Origin of the sequence: Alteromonas sp. 1_MG-2023, from assembly GCF_030547075.1 — a bacterium.
Classification (GTDB): domain Bacteria; phylum Pseudomonadota; class Gammaproteobacteria; order Enterobacterales; family Alteromonadaceae; genus Alteromonas.
Genome location: NZ_JAUOQH010000008.1, coordinates 29,879 through 46,319, shown reverse-complemented (window position 1 = coordinate 46,319; position 16,441 = coordinate 29,879). Strand labels below are relative to the sequence as shown.

At 43.2% G+C, this 16,441-nt stretch carries 16 protein-coding genes and 1 tRNA gene; 8 read left to right on the top strand and 9 right to left on the bottom strand.

The genetic code is table 11. From position 1 onward, the window contains the following. Positions 1–30: 30 nt before the first annotated feature. Both Q4561_RS10255 and Q4561_RS10250 read right to left on the bottom strand, forming a co-directional pair. Positions 31–107: transfer RNA gene (locus Q4561_RS10255), tRNA-Val, on the bottom strand. A 144-nt stretch (positions 108–251) separates the two neighbouring features. Then, complete coding sequence (locus tag Q4561_RS10250) at positions 252–1,334, bottom strand: patatin-like phospholipase family protein (RefSeq protein WP_303459938.1); 1,083 nt, start codon at positions 1,332–1,334, stop codon at positions 252–254. 256 nt (positions 1,335–1,590) lie between these two features. Between Q4561_RS10250 and hmgA the strand changes: the two genes are divergently transcribed. Together hmgA and hppD are read left to right on the top strand one after the other, a co-directional pair. Further along, complete coding sequence (gene hmgA / locus Q4561_RS10245; protein WP_303459935.1) at positions 1,591–2,895, top strand: homogentisate 1,2-dioxygenase; 1,305 nt, start codon at positions 1,591–1,593, stop codon at positions 2,893–2,895. 320 nt (positions 2,896–3,215) lie between these two features. Then, positions 3,216–4,289 carry a 4-hydroxyphenylpyruvate dioxygenase gene (hppD, locus tag Q4561_RS10240; RefSeq protein ID WP_303459933.1) on the top strand — a complete coding sequence of 358 codons (1,074 nt, stop codon included), beginning with the start codon at positions 3,216–3,218 and terminating at the stop codon, positions 4,287–4,289. 117 nt (positions 4,290–4,406) lie between these two features. On the opposite strand, the gene Q4561_RS10235 is transcribed toward hppD, so the two are convergent. Beyond that, complete coding sequence (locus Q4561_RS10235) at positions 4,407–4,772, bottom strand: VOC family protein (protein ID WP_303459930.1); 366 nt, start codon at positions 4,770–4,772, stop codon at positions 4,407–4,409. Positions 4,773–5,175: 403 nt separating this feature from the next. Between Q4561_RS10235 and Q4561_RS10230 the strand changes: the two genes are divergently transcribed. The 6 genes from Q4561_RS10230 (at position 5,176) to Q4561_RS10205 (ending at position 8,496) form a co-directional block, all read left to right on the top strand. Next, positions 5,176–5,562: an ACT domain-containing protein gene (locus tag Q4561_RS10230; RefSeq protein WP_303459929.1), complete on the top strand. Its 387-nt coding sequence runs from the start codon at positions 5,176–5,178 to the stop codon at positions 5,560–5,562. Between the two features lie 2 nt (positions 5,563–5,564). Continuing rightward, positions 5,565–6,068, top strand: a complete 504-nt coding sequence (locus Q4561_RS10225) for a PTS glucose transporter subunit IIA (protein WP_303459928.1) — start codon at positions 5,565–5,567, stop codon at positions 6,066–6,068. Between the two features lie 80 nt (positions 6,069–6,148). Continuing rightward, the gene (locus tag Q4561_RS10220) at positions 6,149–6,496 is read left to right on the top strand and encodes an ArsC family reductase (RefSeq protein WP_303459926.1); all 348 of its coding nucleotides are present in this window, start codon (positions 6,149–6,151) and stop codon (positions 6,494–6,496) included. Next, positions 6,490–7,623 carry a succinyl-diaminopimelate desuccinylase gene (gene dapE, locus Q4561_RS10215; RefSeq protein ID WP_303459925.1) on the top strand — a complete coding sequence of 378 codons (1,134 nt, stop codon included), beginning with the start codon at positions 6,490–6,492 and terminating at the stop codon, positions 7,621–7,623. The genes Q4561_RS10220 and dapE overlap by 7 nt, the downstream gene beginning before the upstream one ends. Further along, on the top strand, positions 7,616–8,314 hold the full coding sequence (locus tag Q4561_RS10210) for a M15 family metallopeptidase (protein WP_303459923.1): 699 nt from the start codon (positions 7,616–7,618) through the stop codon (positions 8,312–8,314). The genes dapE and Q4561_RS10210 overlap by 8 nt, the downstream gene beginning before the upstream one ends. 14 nt (positions 8,315–8,328) lie before the next feature. Further along, positions 8,329–8,496, top strand: coding sequence for a DUF2897 family protein (locus Q4561_RS10205; RefSeq protein WP_303459921.1), 168 nt, complete (start codon positions 8,329–8,331; stop codon positions 8,494–8,496). A gap of 48 nt (positions 8,497–8,544) precedes the next feature. On the opposite strand, the gene Q4561_RS10200 is transcribed toward Q4561_RS10205, so the two are convergent. The 6 genes from Q4561_RS10200 to pgm all read right to left on the bottom strand — a co-directional run bounded on the left by Q4561_RS10200 (position 8,545) and on the right by pgm (position 16,419). Next, the gene (locus Q4561_RS10200; RefSeq protein WP_303459919.1) at positions 8,545–8,871 is read right to left on the bottom strand and encodes a heavy metal-binding domain-containing protein; all 327 of its coding nucleotides are present in this window, start codon (positions 8,869–8,871) and stop codon (positions 8,545–8,547) included. A gap of 88 nt (positions 8,872–8,959) precedes the next feature. Continuing rightward, entirely contained in the window at positions 8,960–9,364 is a 405-nt protein-coding gene (locus tag Q4561_RS10195; protein WP_303459916.1) for an HIT domain-containing protein, read from the bottom strand. After that, positions 9,357–10,394, bottom strand: coding sequence for a succinylglutamate desuccinylase (gene astE / locus Q4561_RS10190; protein ID WP_303459914.1), 1,038 nt, complete (start codon positions 10,392–10,394; stop codon positions 9,357–9,359). The genes Q4561_RS10195 and astE overlap by 8 nt, the downstream gene beginning before the upstream one ends. Positions 10,395–10,517: 123 nt before the next feature. Next, positions 10,518–11,819 (bottom strand): bifunctional diguanylate cyclase/phosphodiesterase, encoded by a 1,302-nt coding sequence (locus tag Q4561_RS10185; RefSeq protein ID WP_303459912.1) that lies wholly within the window; start codon positions 11,817–11,819, stop codon positions 10,518–10,520. Between the two features lie 252 nt (positions 11,820–12,071). Next, entirely contained in the window at positions 12,072–14,549 is a 2,478-nt protein-coding gene (locus Q4561_RS10180) for a glycogen/starch/alpha-glucan phosphorylase (RefSeq protein WP_303459910.1), read from the bottom strand. 217 nt (positions 14,550–14,766) lie between these two features. After that, a complete protein-coding gene (gene pgm, locus Q4561_RS10175) occupies positions 14,767–16,419 on the bottom strand; it encodes a phosphoglucomutase (alpha-D-glucose-1,6-bisphosphate-dependent) (RefSeq protein WP_303459908.1) in 1,653 nt (550 codons plus the stop codon). Positions 16,420–16,441: the final 22 nt, after the last annotated feature.

Sequence of the window (16,441 nt, the reverse complement as noted above, 5' to 3'; positions counted from 1 at the left end):
TTGAGTTTGTAGAACAAAGAGAAGAATAAATGGTGCGACTACCCTGATTCGAACAGGGGACCTCTACCATGTCAAGGTAGCGCTCTAACCAACTGAGCTATAGTCGCAAAAAATGCTTCGGCAGAACTGCCTGAAGGACGGCGAGCATAATAGCGATGCGCAGTGCGTCCTGCAAGCATATTTTGTGTTTAAGATGTGTGTTTGATTGATTTGCCACCATTTATTAAAAAAACGAGCATTTTCACACCGAATTACACGTTCTCGCGCTGTGCAAATGGCAAAGGCTTTATTTTATCTACAATACTGCCATCACTCGCTATCTTCATAAAATACTCCCCTAACCTATCGGTTTCTTGCAGTACCGTTTGCCAATACTTTATACGAGTGGCAGCATCGAGTTGCTCAAAGTCTTTGCGATCTGGAATTTTACCATACGGCAGGCTTGCTACGAATTCTGCCGAGGGAACCAGCATAACTACATTGTCGTAACTATTTTTGTGCGCTACTCGGCGTTTTAAGCCTTTGTCGAACCAACCGGGTATCGGCTTAGGGTAAAAGTGCGGATAAAGCACCAACCCTTTATCTGGTCCAAATTCCAAGTCGAAATGGTAATCCACAATTCCGCCATCCCGGTACATGGCCTGAGGCGCACCAGCAATATCGCGAATACCTTCAAGTACCACGGGAATTGCGCCGGAAGCTAGCAGTGCATTATGAATATTCTCGTTATTTAATTCGTATTGTTCAGTGGGAAGTTGGTAAGGATCTTTTACTGAAAACTTCGTATTAGGGGAAGAAAAAATACAGCGGGTGTAGTACCTACCTAAGTTTTTCCGTGTAACCGCGTTAGCCGCAGCACTCATGGCAAGGCCCGATAACTGCGAAAACTTATGCTCGCGACGGGTAGCGCCTAAACACTTCGCCACAAAAATATGTGCTTTGAATCGCTCGTTTGCCAGTACTTCTTTTTTGCCTTGGGTATCCACCATCTCTTGTACCAACGCGACTGCCTTTCTAGTAATTTCTGCAGGCGTAGGCTTATCACTATACGTAGTGGTTGAATAAGAAGTGGCGAGTCGATTGATAGCGGCGAGCGGATCGTCTTGTACCGCACAAATTGCGCGAAAAGCACCAGCAGACGACCCTATAACATGTATTTGATGATCGACATTTTTGAACCATTCAGGGAAAAGCACCCTGTCTAACCCAGCAAGAGAAAACCATTTGGGTCCGCCTGAAGCGCCGAGAAAATAACTAAATATTTCAGGGTGAAAGCCTTGTTGCTTAATGGTATTCATTGCCCCATTGCCGGCATAAATTTCTAGCGGTGCCACGTGTTGTCTCTATGTTTATAGTTTGAGCCTAATTTATCAGTAAAAGCCGTAAAATCAATGGGACTGCCATCATCATTATGAAACCACTACTATAAGCCGTGCATTTGACGCCGATGTTTCCACCAGCGTAAACAAATCATCACACATTATTTTTTTATATGAACCCTATCACCAGCACACAATTGATTTACCTTTTATTAATATTTACGCTACATAAAGAGTGTCATTGTAGATTAGCAGTATTTAAAAGGTGGGTATGGTGAATCAACTAACTTATTTATCGGGCTTTAATAACGAGCATGAATCTGAAGCCTTACCCAATGCACTGCCAAAGGGGCAATTTTGCCCACAGAAAATCAATTACAAACTCTACGCCGAACAATTCAGTAGCACCGCGTTTACTGCACCCAGGGCTGAAAACAGACGCAGTTGGACTTACAGAATACGGCCCTCTGTTACCATGGGGGATTTTATCCCTTATGAAAACACCCAAATTAAAACCGCGCCCCAAGCCCAACAGCCTTGCCCACCGAATGTTATGCGGTGGGACCCACTGCCTTTGCCTGCAGATATTAGTTACGTAGATTTTGTTGAAGGCTTAGTCACCATTGGTACCAGTGGGGACGCTAGGCAACAAACCGGAATGGGCATCCATTATTACAGCGCTAATTCGCCTATGGGTAACAAGGTGTTTTACTCATCTGATGGGGAATTGTTATTTGTACCTCAACACGGTGAAATGGAAATAAAAACCGAGTTCGGAAAGTTACATTTATCTGCGGGGGAAATTATGGTGATCCCTCGTGGCGTGCGTTTTAACGTAATACCACTGGGCGGGGCCATACGAGGCTATATTTGCGAAAACTATGGGCAACCATTTACCTTGCCAGAACGAGGCCCTGTGGGGGCGAACGGATTTGCCAATCAACGAGACTTTTTGTACCCAACCGCGTGGTTTGAGGACTTGGACACGCCTCATGTCATCATCAATAAGTTTTGTGGCCTTTTATACCAAGCGCCACTTTCACATTCTCCTTTTGATGTGGTGGCTTGGGTTGGCAATTCAGCGCCTTACAAATACAAACTCGCAAACTTTAATGTGATTAATACGGTCAGTTTTGACCATCCTGACCCTTCTATTTTTACCGTACTAACCTCGCCTTCTGAGCTTGAAGGTACGGCCAATGTTGATTTTGTGATATTCCCTCCACGTTGGATGGTGGCTGAAAACACCTTCCGTCCGCCCTATTTCCATAGAAATGTGATGAGTGAATTTATGGGTTTAATCAAGGGCAGTTATGATGCTAAAGAAAAAGGGTTCGTGCCTGGCGGCATGAGCTTACATAATTGCTTTACCCCACACGGCCCCGAAGCCTCCGTATTCGAGGCAGCATCGAATGCCGAATTAATACCTCAAAAATATAAAGACACACTGGCATTTATGTTTGAATCTCGTTTTCCCATTGCCCCAACGGCGTTCGCGCTTGATACTCCACTTCGCCAAAACGATTATGTAGATTGCTGGAAAGGGTTAACCAAGCATTTCGATGGCGATATATAACTTCAGATTCAGTGGGCGCTAATCTTTAATGTACGTATATATGGACAACAAGCACGCCCTTTAGAATAAAAACAAAACGATATTTTACAATGAGTTAAATCGAAAAAATCGCATTCAGGAAACGTCTAAAACCACTTGAAAACTAAACGTTACACTTTACAGTTAACACCAGCCCCTGCATTATTTTAACAGTCTATTGCCCTAATATTTACCTCGCCCTTACAATCAAGCTTCCTATTTATATCCGTCTTTGTATAGGTTCAATAACAAAAACTATTCGACCAACGCAGAGGCACTGACTTCAGTAAGCGAGCAAGAAAATGGCAGACGTATTTGAAAACCCAATTGGGTTAGATGGCTTTGAGTTTTTAGAATTTACTGCGCCTAAAAAAGGCTTATTGGAGCCTATGTTTGAAGCCATGGGTTTCACCCTTGTAGCAAGGCACAAGTCCAAAGACGTGGAGTTATGGCGCCAAGGTGATATTAACCTTCTAAGTAACTATGAGAAAAATTGTCATGCTTCCTATTATGCAGAAGAACACGGCCCTTCAGCGTGCGGTATGGCTTTTCGCGTTAAGGACTCTCAGCACGCGTATTCTGAAGTACTAAAGCGCGGCGCACAGCCTATGGACACCCACACAGGTCCTATGGAACTGAAACTGCCTGCTATCAGAGGTATTGGCGGTGCCATGCTTTATCTAATAGACCGTTACCAGGGTGAAAACACAATATATGATATTGATTTTACCTGGATTGAAGGGGTAGACAGACACCCTGAAGGTTGCGGGTTTCATACATTAGATCACCTTACCCACAATGTGTATCGCGGGCGAATGAACCATTGGGCAAAATTCTATGAATCGTTATTTAATTTCCGCGAAATTCGCTACTTCGACATTAAAGGTGAGTACACTGGGCTACTGTCTAAAGCCATGACAGCACCTGATGGTAAAATTCGGATACCATTAAATGAAGAAGCGGTTGGCGGTGGCGGCCAAATTGAAGAATTTTTAATGCAATACAATGGTGAAGGCATTCAGCATATCGCATTTGCCTGTGACGATCTTGTAAGCTGCTTAGATAAGCTTAAAGCGAAAGGCATGAAGTTTATGACACCGCCACCAGATACTTACTACGATATGTTAGAAGAGCGCTTGCCCGGCCATGGTGAACCGGTTGGTGAATTCCAACAACGGGGTATTTTATTAGATGGCACTACGGAAGGCGAATCGCCTCGTTTACTGCTTCAGATATTCTCTGAAACCGTATTTGGGCCAGTATTCTTTGAGTTTATACAGCGCAAAGAAGACGACGGGTTCGGTGAAGGTAATTTTAAAGCGTTATTTGAATCGATTGAGCGCGATCAAGTAAACCGTGGTGTACTAAACAAATAAACTAAAACAAAAAGCTTTCGAACTGGGTTAACCAAGAAGCGTTAATAATTAGGTTAAAATATACACATTGTGGTGTCGGCTTATTAGTTCTAGGCAGGCACCACACCGTGCATCGTTTTACTCTTCGCCTTGTTCATAAAGGGCACAACACGCCCCAGATGGGTCCTTTATAATACAAAAGCGAGACTTGCCATGATGGCGAATGTCACCAATTTGCTCTCCACCGCCGTTTTTTGAAGCGCTTAATGCTAAGTCTAAATCGGCTACCGTAAAGTACGGTACCCAACCGCCAGGAATATTGCTATTACTGCCTCGTTTGTGACAGATTCCACCAGCAGGGCTACCATCGTCTTTCATCATCACATAATCGTTGTAACCGCCCATGTCGAAAGCTTCTTTTTTCCACCCCATTACTTCTACGTAAAAATCGGCCAACGCTTCAGCGTCATCGGTGGTAATGTCTAACCATAAACTATCACTCATTTCATTCCCCTTTTCAGGTTTGGCTTTTTAATTGACTAAGCGAACTATTCTAGCCACCTACTAGCAAATAATTGCACAGGCGTTGATAAAAAACCATGTAGCGATCGGGTTTATTGCGTCGGATAAAAGGTGCCAGTGTCAAGATAAGAAATTGCAAAATAATCAGAACATTTTTTAAATATGTATAGACAGAGGCTGTGGAAAATGCTTGTGAATAGGCAAATGTTATCCACTGACCATTGTTTGTACAGTTTATTTTATTGTTTAAATTCATAAGGTTAAACAAAAGCCCCAAACTACTCAACAAACTTATCCACAGATTAAGTGGATAACACGTAGCACTTAATCACAGATAGTGTTTTAATGTGGATACTTTGATTGAACCCTTTTTTCTCGGTTATTCATGCCTAAACAAACACTCGCAGTACTTCCTCAACAATTTACGATCCACAGTTTAGACGGCGACAGTGCAATTCCTGCAAATGTACTTCAAAGCCCGCTTTTTTTCTTGGGCAAAACAGAAGATGAACTTTCTATCGTTATCCCATCGACTGTCGATGTAGACTCCCTCGATTCTGACAACGGGTGGCGAGCACTAGAATTACTTGGCCCACTGCATTTGTCTATGGTGGGTATTATGGCGCAAATTGGCGCTGTACTCGCTGCAGTAAAAGTGTCCATATTTGTAGTGTCGACCTTCGAAACCGACTTTTTCTTAGTGAAAGACAACAAACTCGCTGATGCTAAAAAAGCATTGGTTAATGCAGGCTATACCGTTAACGAGGCCTAGTAGTGGTAATAGAAAAACAACTCACTGCGCCACCGGAACAATTCAAAAAAGCCATTCCCATTAAGGCGCCTGCTTCAGGCCAATGCGTGTCGCTGTATCAGGTTAATGACGATTTAATAAAGGTTGGCGCGTGGGGGCCGGGTTTGGCGCTTACTACATCTTCAAGTAAGCTTATTTCACCGTTTGACGCTACGATATTAAAAATAGATCCTCTCGACTATGCAATGGATATTAAATCTTCTTTTGGCCTTAAATGCCGAATCAAATATGGCTTACAGACCGATGGCCTTCACGGCGCTCAGTTTTTAACGCCGTTAAAGCAAGGCGATCAAATAAAAGCAGGTGCAATGTTATTTAGTGTAAATTCTGCGTGGCTAAAACAACAAGGCGTGGAAAATATTTGTATAATGACGTTATTAAATGCCAAAGCTTTATTAGGGGTATTGCCCACACACCAAAAATTTGTTGATGCGGGTAACGACACATTTTTAACCCTCTATATTTAGGCAGCACCTAACCTTTTTTGAAAATGTATAATAACCCGCTTGTTATACACACAAACTTCACGCTGTAAGGGAGTATCCTTTTGAGTACAACAATGTATGGCATCGCAAATTGCGACACGATTAAAAAAGCCAAAAAATGGCTTACCGAGCACAATATCGAATTTACTTTTCACGATTACAGAAAAGATGGGATAGATGCTGATTTTCTTGCCAAAGCAGAAGCGGCTTTAGGTTATGAAATCATGCTAAACAAGCGTGGTACCACCTTTCGTCAATTGGACGACAGCGATAAAGCAGATATCACCTGCGAGAAAGCACTAGCCTTGCTACTTGAACACCCTGCGATGGTGAAGCGCCCTATATTGAATCATAACGGTACGTTCCACATTGGCTTTAAACCTGCGCAGTACGAGGAAATATTTTGTTAAACGACAACGTTATTGAGATAGCTAAGAATTTAATGAATAGGCGTTCGGTAACGCCTGAAGATGAAGGTTGCCAAGAAGCGATGAAAGACTTTTTGGGTAGCCTTGGTTTTAACAACGAAACCATGGTGTTTGACGATACTACCAACCTTTGGTCTCGCCGTGGTACCGATGGTCCCGTTTTTTGTTTTGCAGGCCACACAGATGTGGTTCCAAGCGGGCCAGAAAGTGCTTGGAAAACACCACCGTTTACGGCTACCGAAGTAGATGGCTATTTACATGGCCGCGGTGCAGCCGACATGAAAGGTAGCTTGGCCGCCATGTTAGTGGCAACGCGCCAGTTTGTCGCAGATTATCCTAATCATAAAGGTAGTATTGCGTATCTTATTACCAGTGATGAAGAAGGCCCGTTCATTAATGGCACTACCCGTGTCATTGATACTCTTGAAGCCCGTGATGAAAAAATCACTTGGTGTTTGGTTGGCGAACCATCTTCTACCGATGAAGTGGGCGATATAGTTAAAAATGGCCGCCGTGGTTCGCTTACTGGCGACCTAACGGTTAAAGGTATTCAAGGCCACGTTGCCTACCCACATTTAGCCAAAAATCCGGTTCATTGTGCCACGCCTGCATTAACTGAGTTAGCGCAATCGCATTGGGACAATGGCAACGAATTTTTCCCGCCTACAAGCTTTCAAATTTCGAACATTAATGGTGGTACGGGTGCGGGTAATGTAATTCCCGGCGAGCTTCAGGTGTGTTTTAACTTCCGGTTTTCAACTGAAGTAACAGATCAAGAACTGATCAAGCGTGTTACGACTATTTTGGATAAACACGAACTTGAGTACGATATTAAATGGACCTTTAACGGCCAACCATTTCTAACCGATTCAGGCCCATTACTGACTGCCACGGAAAAAGCGATTGCCGACGTACGTGGTAAACCCACAATATTGTCTACCGCTGGCGGAACATCTGATGGTCGTTTTATCGCGCCGACTGGAGCACAAGTTATTGAGCTAGGTCCTGTAAATGCCACCATTCACAAGATAGATGAATGTGTAAAAATGAGCGACTTAGAGTCTTTGAGCGACATGTACTACGGCATACTGGTAAATCTACTTGCATAAAGCACCTATGAGCGCAGCAAACTGGCTAGGGCAAGATAATACTTACCTTGTGGATGCAGGAAATGGTCATTTCTTGCATCCCGAGGTATTGTCCGCGTTTAATAAAATGCAACAGGCCGCTCGCGGCGACGGCATAGATTTATGTTTAGTTAGTAGCTTTCGGCATTTTGAAAAACAGTGCGCTATTTGGAATAGAAAATGGCGCGGCGAAGCTGCGCTACTAGATAACAATGGTACCCCATTAAACCCTAAGCGCTTATCAGACGTAGAAAAACTACATTCCATATTAATGTGGTCGGCACTGCCTGGCGGTAGTCGTCATCATTGGGGCAGTGATTTTGATGTATACGATAAGCACGCAGTTGAACAATGGAGCGGCAAGTTTTCATTGGTAGACAGTGAATACTGTGAAGGCGGCCCTTGTTTTGCACTAGCGCAGTGGCTTGAAGTGAATATGAGCACCTTTGGTTTCTTCCGCCCTTTTAGGGAAGATAAAGGTGGAGTGGCTTGCGAGCGATGGCACCTGAGTCATAAGGTTGTGGCTGCTGAATTTGAGCAGGCTCGTTCGCTAGCGTCGCTGATATCGGCCATTGGAAACAGTAACATTGAAGGTAAAGCTGTTGTGCTTAGCCATATTGATGAGATTTACTATCGCTACATTTTAAATCGCGGTGTGAATTACAAACGGTAGTAATGGAGACAGGGATGAATACGCTTTGGGTTGTGATAATTATCGTTATTGTGTTGGGCGTCGTTGTTGGCAATATTACGCTATTAAAATACAGCGCTAAGTTTAAATTCCCAACGCCACTTAAAAAGAAAGACGATAACCAAAAGAAAAATGGTTTTGAAGATGAAGAAGACGACTGGTAATTCAGTCGCCTTATTTGTAATTATAGTCGTTCTACTTTTACCTAGGTTTTAAAGCGGTGAGGTTTTGACCGCGGTACCACTAATACTTACCATCAACATACTGCCTTTATCGCCAATTACTTGGTAATCTAAATCAATCCCCACTACCGCATTTGCGCCCATACTTCTTGCTTCATGTTCTATCTCAGTAAAGGCTAGCTTGCGGGCACGGGTTAACTCTTCTTCGTACGAACCAGAACGCCCGCCTACAATGTCACGAATTGAGGCAAATAAATCTTTCACTATGTTAGCGCCCATTACGGCTTCGCCAACGACAATGCCGTAGTAAGCTTCAATTTTGTGGCCTTCCAGTGTAGGCGTAGTCGAAATAATCATGGGTTGCTCCTTGCTTGATGGTTGTAATACTGAGCTTTTCTAAATGCTCTTTTAAAAACTAGCTGTTAAATTAGCGCTAGTGATAACCCTATTCAGCTAATGCTTTTTTAAGGGCTGTTACTAATTCTGCTGCTGTATCTTGTGAGTAAGCGACAACAGGTTGCGCGCCCCAAATGGGTTTAGGCCATGCGATATCACTTTTATACCGTGCAACATGGTGAATATGCAACTGGCTAACTACATTGCCTAATGCTGCAACGTTTAACTTATCTGGGGTAAATTGTGCTTGAAGCAAACGGCTCACCTGTGCTGATTCAGCTAGAAACTGTTGTTGCTGCTCATCTGACAACTCAATAATTTCAGTAACGCCTTCTACCCGAGGCACTAATATTAGCCACGGAAACTGGCTATCATTCATTAGTAATACGCGACATAAGGGTAAATCGTGAATTAAAAGTGTATCTGCTTCTAGCCTTGCATCTAACTTAAACACTAAGCTTCTCCAATTTTGTAGGCACTACGGTTAACAACGCGCGCTGCCCTAGTGACACATTCGCATTAGGGAACACAATCGCTTCACCATCTTGCTGTGCGGTATAAGTAGCGCCAGTTTCAGTTGCTAATACTGTGCCTTTAGCATAATCCGTAAAGTTCGGGGTATCGTCATCAAAATGCAATGTGAAATCTTCTTGAAGACGGTTAATGACTTGATTCACGCGATAAATATCTAGTGAGTCGATATCAACGCTAGGCCTAAAGTCATCTTCACAAATAAGCGCAGTAATCGATTGTTTCGCAGCTTCAAACCGCGTCATGTCATTTTGACCAAATGGCTGCACCTTCCCTAATTCAACTGTAAAGGCATGCGCTTGATGCTGCACAGAAGAGGAGTAACTAAATGTTGTGGTCGCTGACTCAGATAGCAATATAGTTTGAATACCACAAGCCGCTAAAAACCCCAACTGGCTTTTGCTATGTGCTTTGCCGTGCAAGAAAGGATATACCGCAAACTTTTCATTTTTAGACTCTCGAATAGCGGTATGTAAGTCGTAATGATATTTCTCATCGTCAGCAAGCGCCACCGAGAAGAAATCGGTAATGGCATCTTCGAGCGCTTTTGCTCGTTTGCGCTCGCTGTTATTACACCCTTCCCCTTTTGAATGTGCGCCATTAAATAGGCGGTTCATGTTCTCTTCGACGAATCTTTCAGCAATATCCATGGCCGGTAAATTCCCGAACAAAAAGAGTACGCGATGACTAAGGATAAACTTACCGGTAACAATGTTCTGAACTAACTCGTCGCAAATCTCGATGGGGGCAGTTTCATTACCGTGAACACCACTGGATAGCACAACGTGTTTACTCACCGTTGTTTTCGCATTTGGGGTAAATGCAATAATGCCGGGCGCGGTAATAGATACTTCAGTGCCATTGTCTAACGTGAATTGAATTGAAGAGGTAAATAACTCAGGCTGAGTTCTAGACAAAGAAAGAAAGTTTCCTTGCTCGATAAGTTGTTGCATACATAAACCAATAGTCGCTTGAATGACTCTAGTTTAGCGATTCGGCTAGATGAATGCACGTAATGCGCGAATCCCTTCGGCATTCATGACTTAAAGTTTGTAAACTAATTTGGGCTAATAGGGTTATGCCCGTAAAGGAGAGTTACCGACCATAATGTCTTGCTGCGCAAGGGCGATAAAACCGTTAAGTGGAATAGCTTTAGAAAATAAATACCCTTGCCCGATGGTTACGCCTACATCTCGTAAAATATGTAATTGAGCAACCGTCTCTACACCTTCAGCAATTACATCGCAATTTTTCGCTTTACCAATCACTTTAGCGGCTTCAATAATGGCACGATTAACAGGATGATCGGTTAATTCCATTACAAAGGTTTTATCAATTTTAAGGGCGCTTAAATCAAGGTCGCGTATGTAGGCTAAATTAGAGTAGCCTTTGCCAAAATCATCGACTGAAATGGCGACCCCTAATGCCCGAAGTTCATCAAGCTGCTTTTTCACCATAAGCGAGTTAGACAAGGCCACATCTTCGGTTAGCTCTAACTCTATGCGAGTCAGTGGCATAGTGTAAGATTCGCTTAGCAACTTAAGTGAAGGAATGAGGTGATTATCATACAACTGCGTTGGCGAAATATTAACAGATAGGGTGAGCGGTAAGCGATTAATATCGAACTCCACCAAACTTCTGAATGCTTGCTCTAGCGTCCAATAGCCTAGTTCGTTCATCATATTGTATGATTCTGCCGCTTCAATAAGCGGGCCTGGGAAGAGCACACCATCCAACGGATGATTCCATCGAAGTAAGCACTCAGCGCCAATCACTTCTAAGGTTTGTAAATTCACTTTAGGTTGATAATAAAGCTCTAATTCGTTCTGCGACAAAGCGCGCTTTAAATCAGCTTTTAGCGCAAGACTTCGGCCAGTATCAGTCTTGTCTTGCATGTTGTACAAACAGAAGTTTTCGTACTTATTCTCTTTTGCCTGTTTAAGCGCAGCTTCTCCACGAGAAACAAAAGCAGTAATTTCAAACGCCTGTCCCTCACAGGTAACCACACCAACATTGAAGTCGGCAATAAATGCGTGACCATCGTGATGCATGGGTGTTTTGAAATGCTCAACTAATCGTTCGAACCTATCTCGCATTTGTTTAGCACTTCGCACATTAGGAAAGGCGATACCAAACACATCGCCGCTAATTCTGCCAAGGCGAATGTCGTCACCAAACAATGCTTGCATACGATTAGCGATTTCCAGCAAGAAGCGATCACCAACGGTAATGCCTAAACTGGTAGTGACATCGGAAAAACGCACTACATCTACCAGCATTAAGGATAATGATGATTGCGTTGCTCCACACTTCGATACTGTGTCGATAAAAGCAAATCGATTGGGAAGTGTAGCCAGCGATTTATGATGTTGGCTCATGAAGATTTCCTTGCACTGAACGGCGGCTAGGTACTAAAAGAAAGCAGATGTTAGTTGAACACGACTTTAGTCTAAGAGCAACTTACGTAAAGTATAGAAACCCATACTCTATTATAAACGGTAGCTCTTTTAACTTTGATTAAGGTTACACATTGATTTTTAAGTTTTTTTGACTATTGACCATTAAATACGCTGCAACGAAAAAACCCGGAAAGCATAGCATTTCCGGGCTGTTTTTAAGGCTAGTTGAGACTAGTTTTCGATCTTACACGGTGAAAGTTTCCAGATACGTTCTACATAGTCTTTAATTGAACGGTCTGAAGTAAACTTACCCATCTTCGCAGTATTAATAATCGCCATTTTAGCCCAGCGTGCTTTATCACGGTACGCTTCATCAATAGCAATTTGCGCATCGCAATAGCTACGGAAGTCAGCTAATACCATATATTGGTCGCCATGATCTAACAAGCTTTGCTTAATCGATACTAGCGCGCCTGGTTTACCCGGCGTGAAGTAATCGGTTTCAAGCCAATCTAGTACCGCTTTAATTTCAGGGTCACGGTAGTAGTAATCGTAAGGCTTGTAACCTTTCTCTTGCTGCTCGTGAACTTCTTCAACGGTTAGGCCAAAGATAAAGATGTTGTCATCGCCCACTTCTTCGGCAATTTCAACGTTCGCACCATCAAGTGTACCTACGGTAATAGCGCCGTTAAGTGCCAACTTCATGTTTCCGGTTCCTGACGCTTCTTTACCTGCAGTACTGATTTGCTCAGACACATCTGATGCTGGGATCATTTTCTCAGCAAGCGATACACGATAGTTCGGCAAGAACACCACTTTAATCTTGTTGTTTACACGTGGGTCGTTATTGATTTTATCAGCCACTTTGTTGATGGCGTAGATAATATCTTTCGCTAACTTGTAACCCGGAGCTGCTTTCGCTCCGAAAATGAATACGCGAGGTACCATATCGTAATCAGGGTTTTCAAGTAGACGACGATACAAGGCCATAATATGAAGCAAGTTCAAGTGTTGACGTTTATATTCGTGAAGACGTTTAATTTGTACATCGAAGATAGCGTTTACGTCTACTTCTATATCCATTGTTTCACGAATTTCATCAGCAAGTAGTTGCTTGTTATTAAGCTTCACTTGCATGAATTGCTTTTGGAACGTCTTGTTGTCGGCGTACTTTTCAAGCGCTTCAAGTTTGTATAAATCTTTTGGCCAATCTGAGCCAATTTTCTTATCAATCAATTTAGCAAGCTCTGGGTTACAGGCCTTCAACCAACGACGTGGCGTAATACCATTCGTAACGTTAGTTAATTTACCTGGCCACAAAGCATCGAACTCTGGGAACAAGTCAGACTTCACTAAGCGAGAGTGCATTTCAGCTACGCCGTTAACCGCAAATGAACCGATTACCGATAAATGGCCCATGCGTACCATCTTCTCGTTGCCTTCTTCAATAATAGAAAGCTTCGCTTTAACGCGGTTGTCGCTTGGCCATTTTTTATCGACTTCAGCCATGAATCTATGGTTAATTTCATAGATGATTTCCAAATGGCGCGGTAAGATTTTTTCAATCATACGTGCTGGCCATTTTTCTAGGGCTTCAGGTAATAATGTATGGTTGGTATAAGCAAACACTTTTGTGCTGATACCCCATGCTTGATCCCAATCTAATTCAGCGCGGTCTACCAAAATACGCATAAGCTCAGGAATAGCGATGGCTGGGTGAGTATCATTTAATTGAATTACAACCTGATCAGCAAAGCGGCTCCAGTCATCACCATGAGCACGTTTGTAACGGCGAATGATGTCTTTTAATGAACATGAGCAGAAGAAGTATTGCTGAATTAAACGAAGCTCTTTACCTGCTTCAGTTTCATCGTTCGGGTAAAGAACTTTTGAAATGGTTTCTGCTTGCACGTTTTCACGCTGCGCATCTACATAACCACCCGCGTTAAATACATCCCAGTTAAAGTAATCAGATGAATCTGACTGCCACAAACGCAACACGTTTACGGTTTTACCTTCATAGCCAACAACAGGAATATCCCAAGGGATCCCTTTTACAATAGAGCCAGGGTGCCATTCTTTTTGAATGCGCCCGCTTTCGCCGTACTTAGTTTCAACATAACCAAATAAAGGCACTTCTTGAATTGATTCTGGGCGGCAGATTTCCCACGGGTTACCGTAATCGCGCCAGCTATCAGGGCGTTCTATTTGAGCGCCACTTTTAATTTCTTGACGGAAAAGACCATGTTCATAGTGAATACCATAACCAATAGCCGGTAACTCCATGGTAGCCAATGAGTCGATAAAGCACGCTGCTAAGCGCCCTAACCCACCGTTACCTAGTGCCATATCTGGCTCTTCTTCCATGATGTCGGTAATTTCAACACCAAGTTCTTTTAATGCACCACTAGCAATATCAAACAAACCTAAGTTTTGAAGGTTGTTCGACAATAATCTGCCCATTAAGAATTCGGCAGAAAAATAATGCACGGCACGAGTGTCATTAAAATAATGGCTTTTTTGTGTTTTACGAAGGCCTTCTAATACCTGAGCCTGAATGGCTGCACAGGTGGCTTTCCACCATGCGTGGTTGTTAGCCTTATTTTCATCCGTACCTAATGTACAGTGAAGGTGCTTAACAATAGCAGCTTTAAACTCTGCCTTGTCTAGCGTTGAAGAGGGTTGCGTTTTGGCGGCTTTTGCGTTCATTTTGCGTCTCACTCTGGTTGATGTGTGCCTTGGCACACTCAATGTGTAATTAAATTACAGAAAAAATCAACGATATGAGTGCAATATAGCAGTGCTTAAACGATTATGTTGTGAATATTTTGTAAAAATAACAAAAAACCGGATGAAAACGTATGCATTCACCCGGCTTTTAACTTTTTAGCAACAACCTGGAGGCTGAACTGGTTGAAATTCAACCTTATTTGATGATTTTACCCACTAAATCTTCAGCTTCTTTTATCAATTCTTGTAAGTGAGTTTCACCTTTAAAGCTTTCTGCATAAATTTTATAGATTTGCTCAGTTCCAGAAGGACGTGCTGCAAACCAACCATTTTCAGTAGAAACCTTTACGCCGCCAATAGCGGCGTTGTTTCCTGGAGCGTGAGTTTGCACTGCCGTTATAGGCTCGCCCGCTAGGGTATCACTGGTCACTACCGACGCATCCATAGCTGATAGCTTCTGCTTTTGCTCTAGAGTTGCCGCCACATCTACACGGTTATAAACCGGTGATGAAAACTGCTCAGTTAATGCCTGGTAGTGTTCGCCTGGGTCTTTCTTAGTCACTGCAAGAATTTCAGCCGCTAGCAAACACAAGATAAAGCCATCTTTATCGGTAGCCCAAGTTTCGCCATTGCGTTGTAAGAAAATACCACCAGCACTTTCTTCACCGGCAAAACCAATTTCGCTGTTTGATAAGCCATCTACAAACCATTTGAAGCCAACTGGCATTTCAGCAAGCGGTTTGTCTAAGCTATTCGCCACACGGTCAATCATGCTGCTTGAAACCAGTGTTTTACCGATTTTAAGTGAGGCTGGCCAATCCGGTCTGTGGGTATATAAATATTGAATAGCCACCGCAAGATAATGATTAGGATTCATTAAGCCTGCGCTCTTGCACACAATACCGTGGCGATCGAAATCAGGGTCATTGCCCCATGCTAGGTCGAAGTCATCTTTTAATTCAATTAATCCCGCCATGGCGAAAGCACTTGAACAGTCCATGCGTAGTTTGCCGTCTTTATCGCGACGCATGAATCCAAACTGAGGGTCGACAGCAGGGTTTACCACTGTAATGTCCAACCCGTACTTTTCAGCAATTCGTGACCAATAGCCAATACCTGCGCCACCAAGAGGATCGGTACCTAGTTTCAAGCCCGCTTTAGCGATAGCTTTCATATCGATAACCTGAGAAAGGTCATCAATGTAGGGTTCCATAAAATCCTCTTCGCGAACTAAACCTTTTGCTCGTACCGCACGAATATCGATACGTTTTACGTCTTTATTGCCCTCGGCAATAAGCTCGTTAGCGCGGTTTTGTATTTTGGTCGTTACATCGCTGTCAGCAGGACCGCCATGAGGAGGGTTATATTTGAATCCACCATCTTCAGGTGGGTTGTGTGATGGGGTTATTACTACCCCGTCAGACTGGGCTGCCGTGTTTTCACGGTTATAGCGAATAATAGTACGAGAAATAACAGGCGTAGGGGTATAGCCTAAGCTTTCGTTGTCGCTTCGCTGAATGACCACATCAACGCCGTTTGCGCTTAGCACTTCAATGGCGGTGATCATGGCGGGCTCAGACAATGCATGGGTGTCTTTACCTATAAATAGCGGGCCGGTAATACCTTCAGCTTCACGATATTCAACCAGTGCTTGGCAGATTGCACTAATATGGGTATCGGTAAAAGTATAATTCGACGCCGATCCTCTGTGCCCTGAAGTACCAAAACTTACTGCTTCAGTAGGGGCAGTGGCATCTGGTTTGTAGCTGTAATATTGGCTAACAAGTTGTGCCACATTTATCAGTTGTTCAGGTGCAGCTGGCTTACCAGCCTGCGGATGTAAAGCCATGAAAAGTCCTTATTTTAAGTTA

Bases quoted from the DNA above. Each gene is read 5' to 3' on its own strand.
- hmgA (WP_303459935.1), top strand. From the start codon at position 1,591: ATGGTGAATCAACTAACTTATTTATCGGGCTTTAATAACGAGCATGAA.
- hppD (WP_303459933.1), top strand. From the start codon at position 3,216: ATGGCAGACGTATTTGAAAACCCAATTGGGTTAGATGGCTTTGAGTTT.
- Q4561_RS10235 (WP_303459930.1), bottom strand. From the start codon at position 4,772: ATGAGTGATAGTTTATGGTTAGACATTACCACCGATGACGCTGAAGCG.
- Q4561_RS10230 (WP_303459929.1), top strand. From the start codon at position 5,176: ATGCCTAAACAAACACTCGCAGTACTTCCTCAACAATTTACGATCCAC.
- Q4561_RS10205 (WP_303459921.1), top strand. From the start codon at position 8,329: ATGAATACGCTTTGGGTTGTGATAATTATCGTTATTGTGTTGGGCGTC.
- Q4561_RS10200 (WP_303459919.1), bottom strand. From the start codon at position 8,871: ATGATTATTTCGACTACGCCTACACTGGAAGGCCACAAAATTGAAGCT.
- astE (WP_303459914.1), bottom strand. From the start codon at position 10,394: ATGCAACAACTTATCGAGCAAGGAAACTTTCTTTCTTTGTCTAGAACT.
- Q4561_RS10185 (WP_303459912.1), bottom strand. From the start codon at position 11,819: ATGAGCCAACATCATAAATCGCTGGCTACACTTCCCAATCGATTTGCT.
- Q4561_RS10180 (WP_303459910.1), bottom strand. From the start codon at position 14,549: ATGAACGCAAAAGCCGCCAAAACGCAACCCTCTTCAACGCTAGACAAG.
- pgm (WP_303459908.1), bottom strand. From the start codon at position 16,419: ATGGCTTTACATCCGCAGGCTGGTAAGCCAGCTGCACCTGAACAACTG.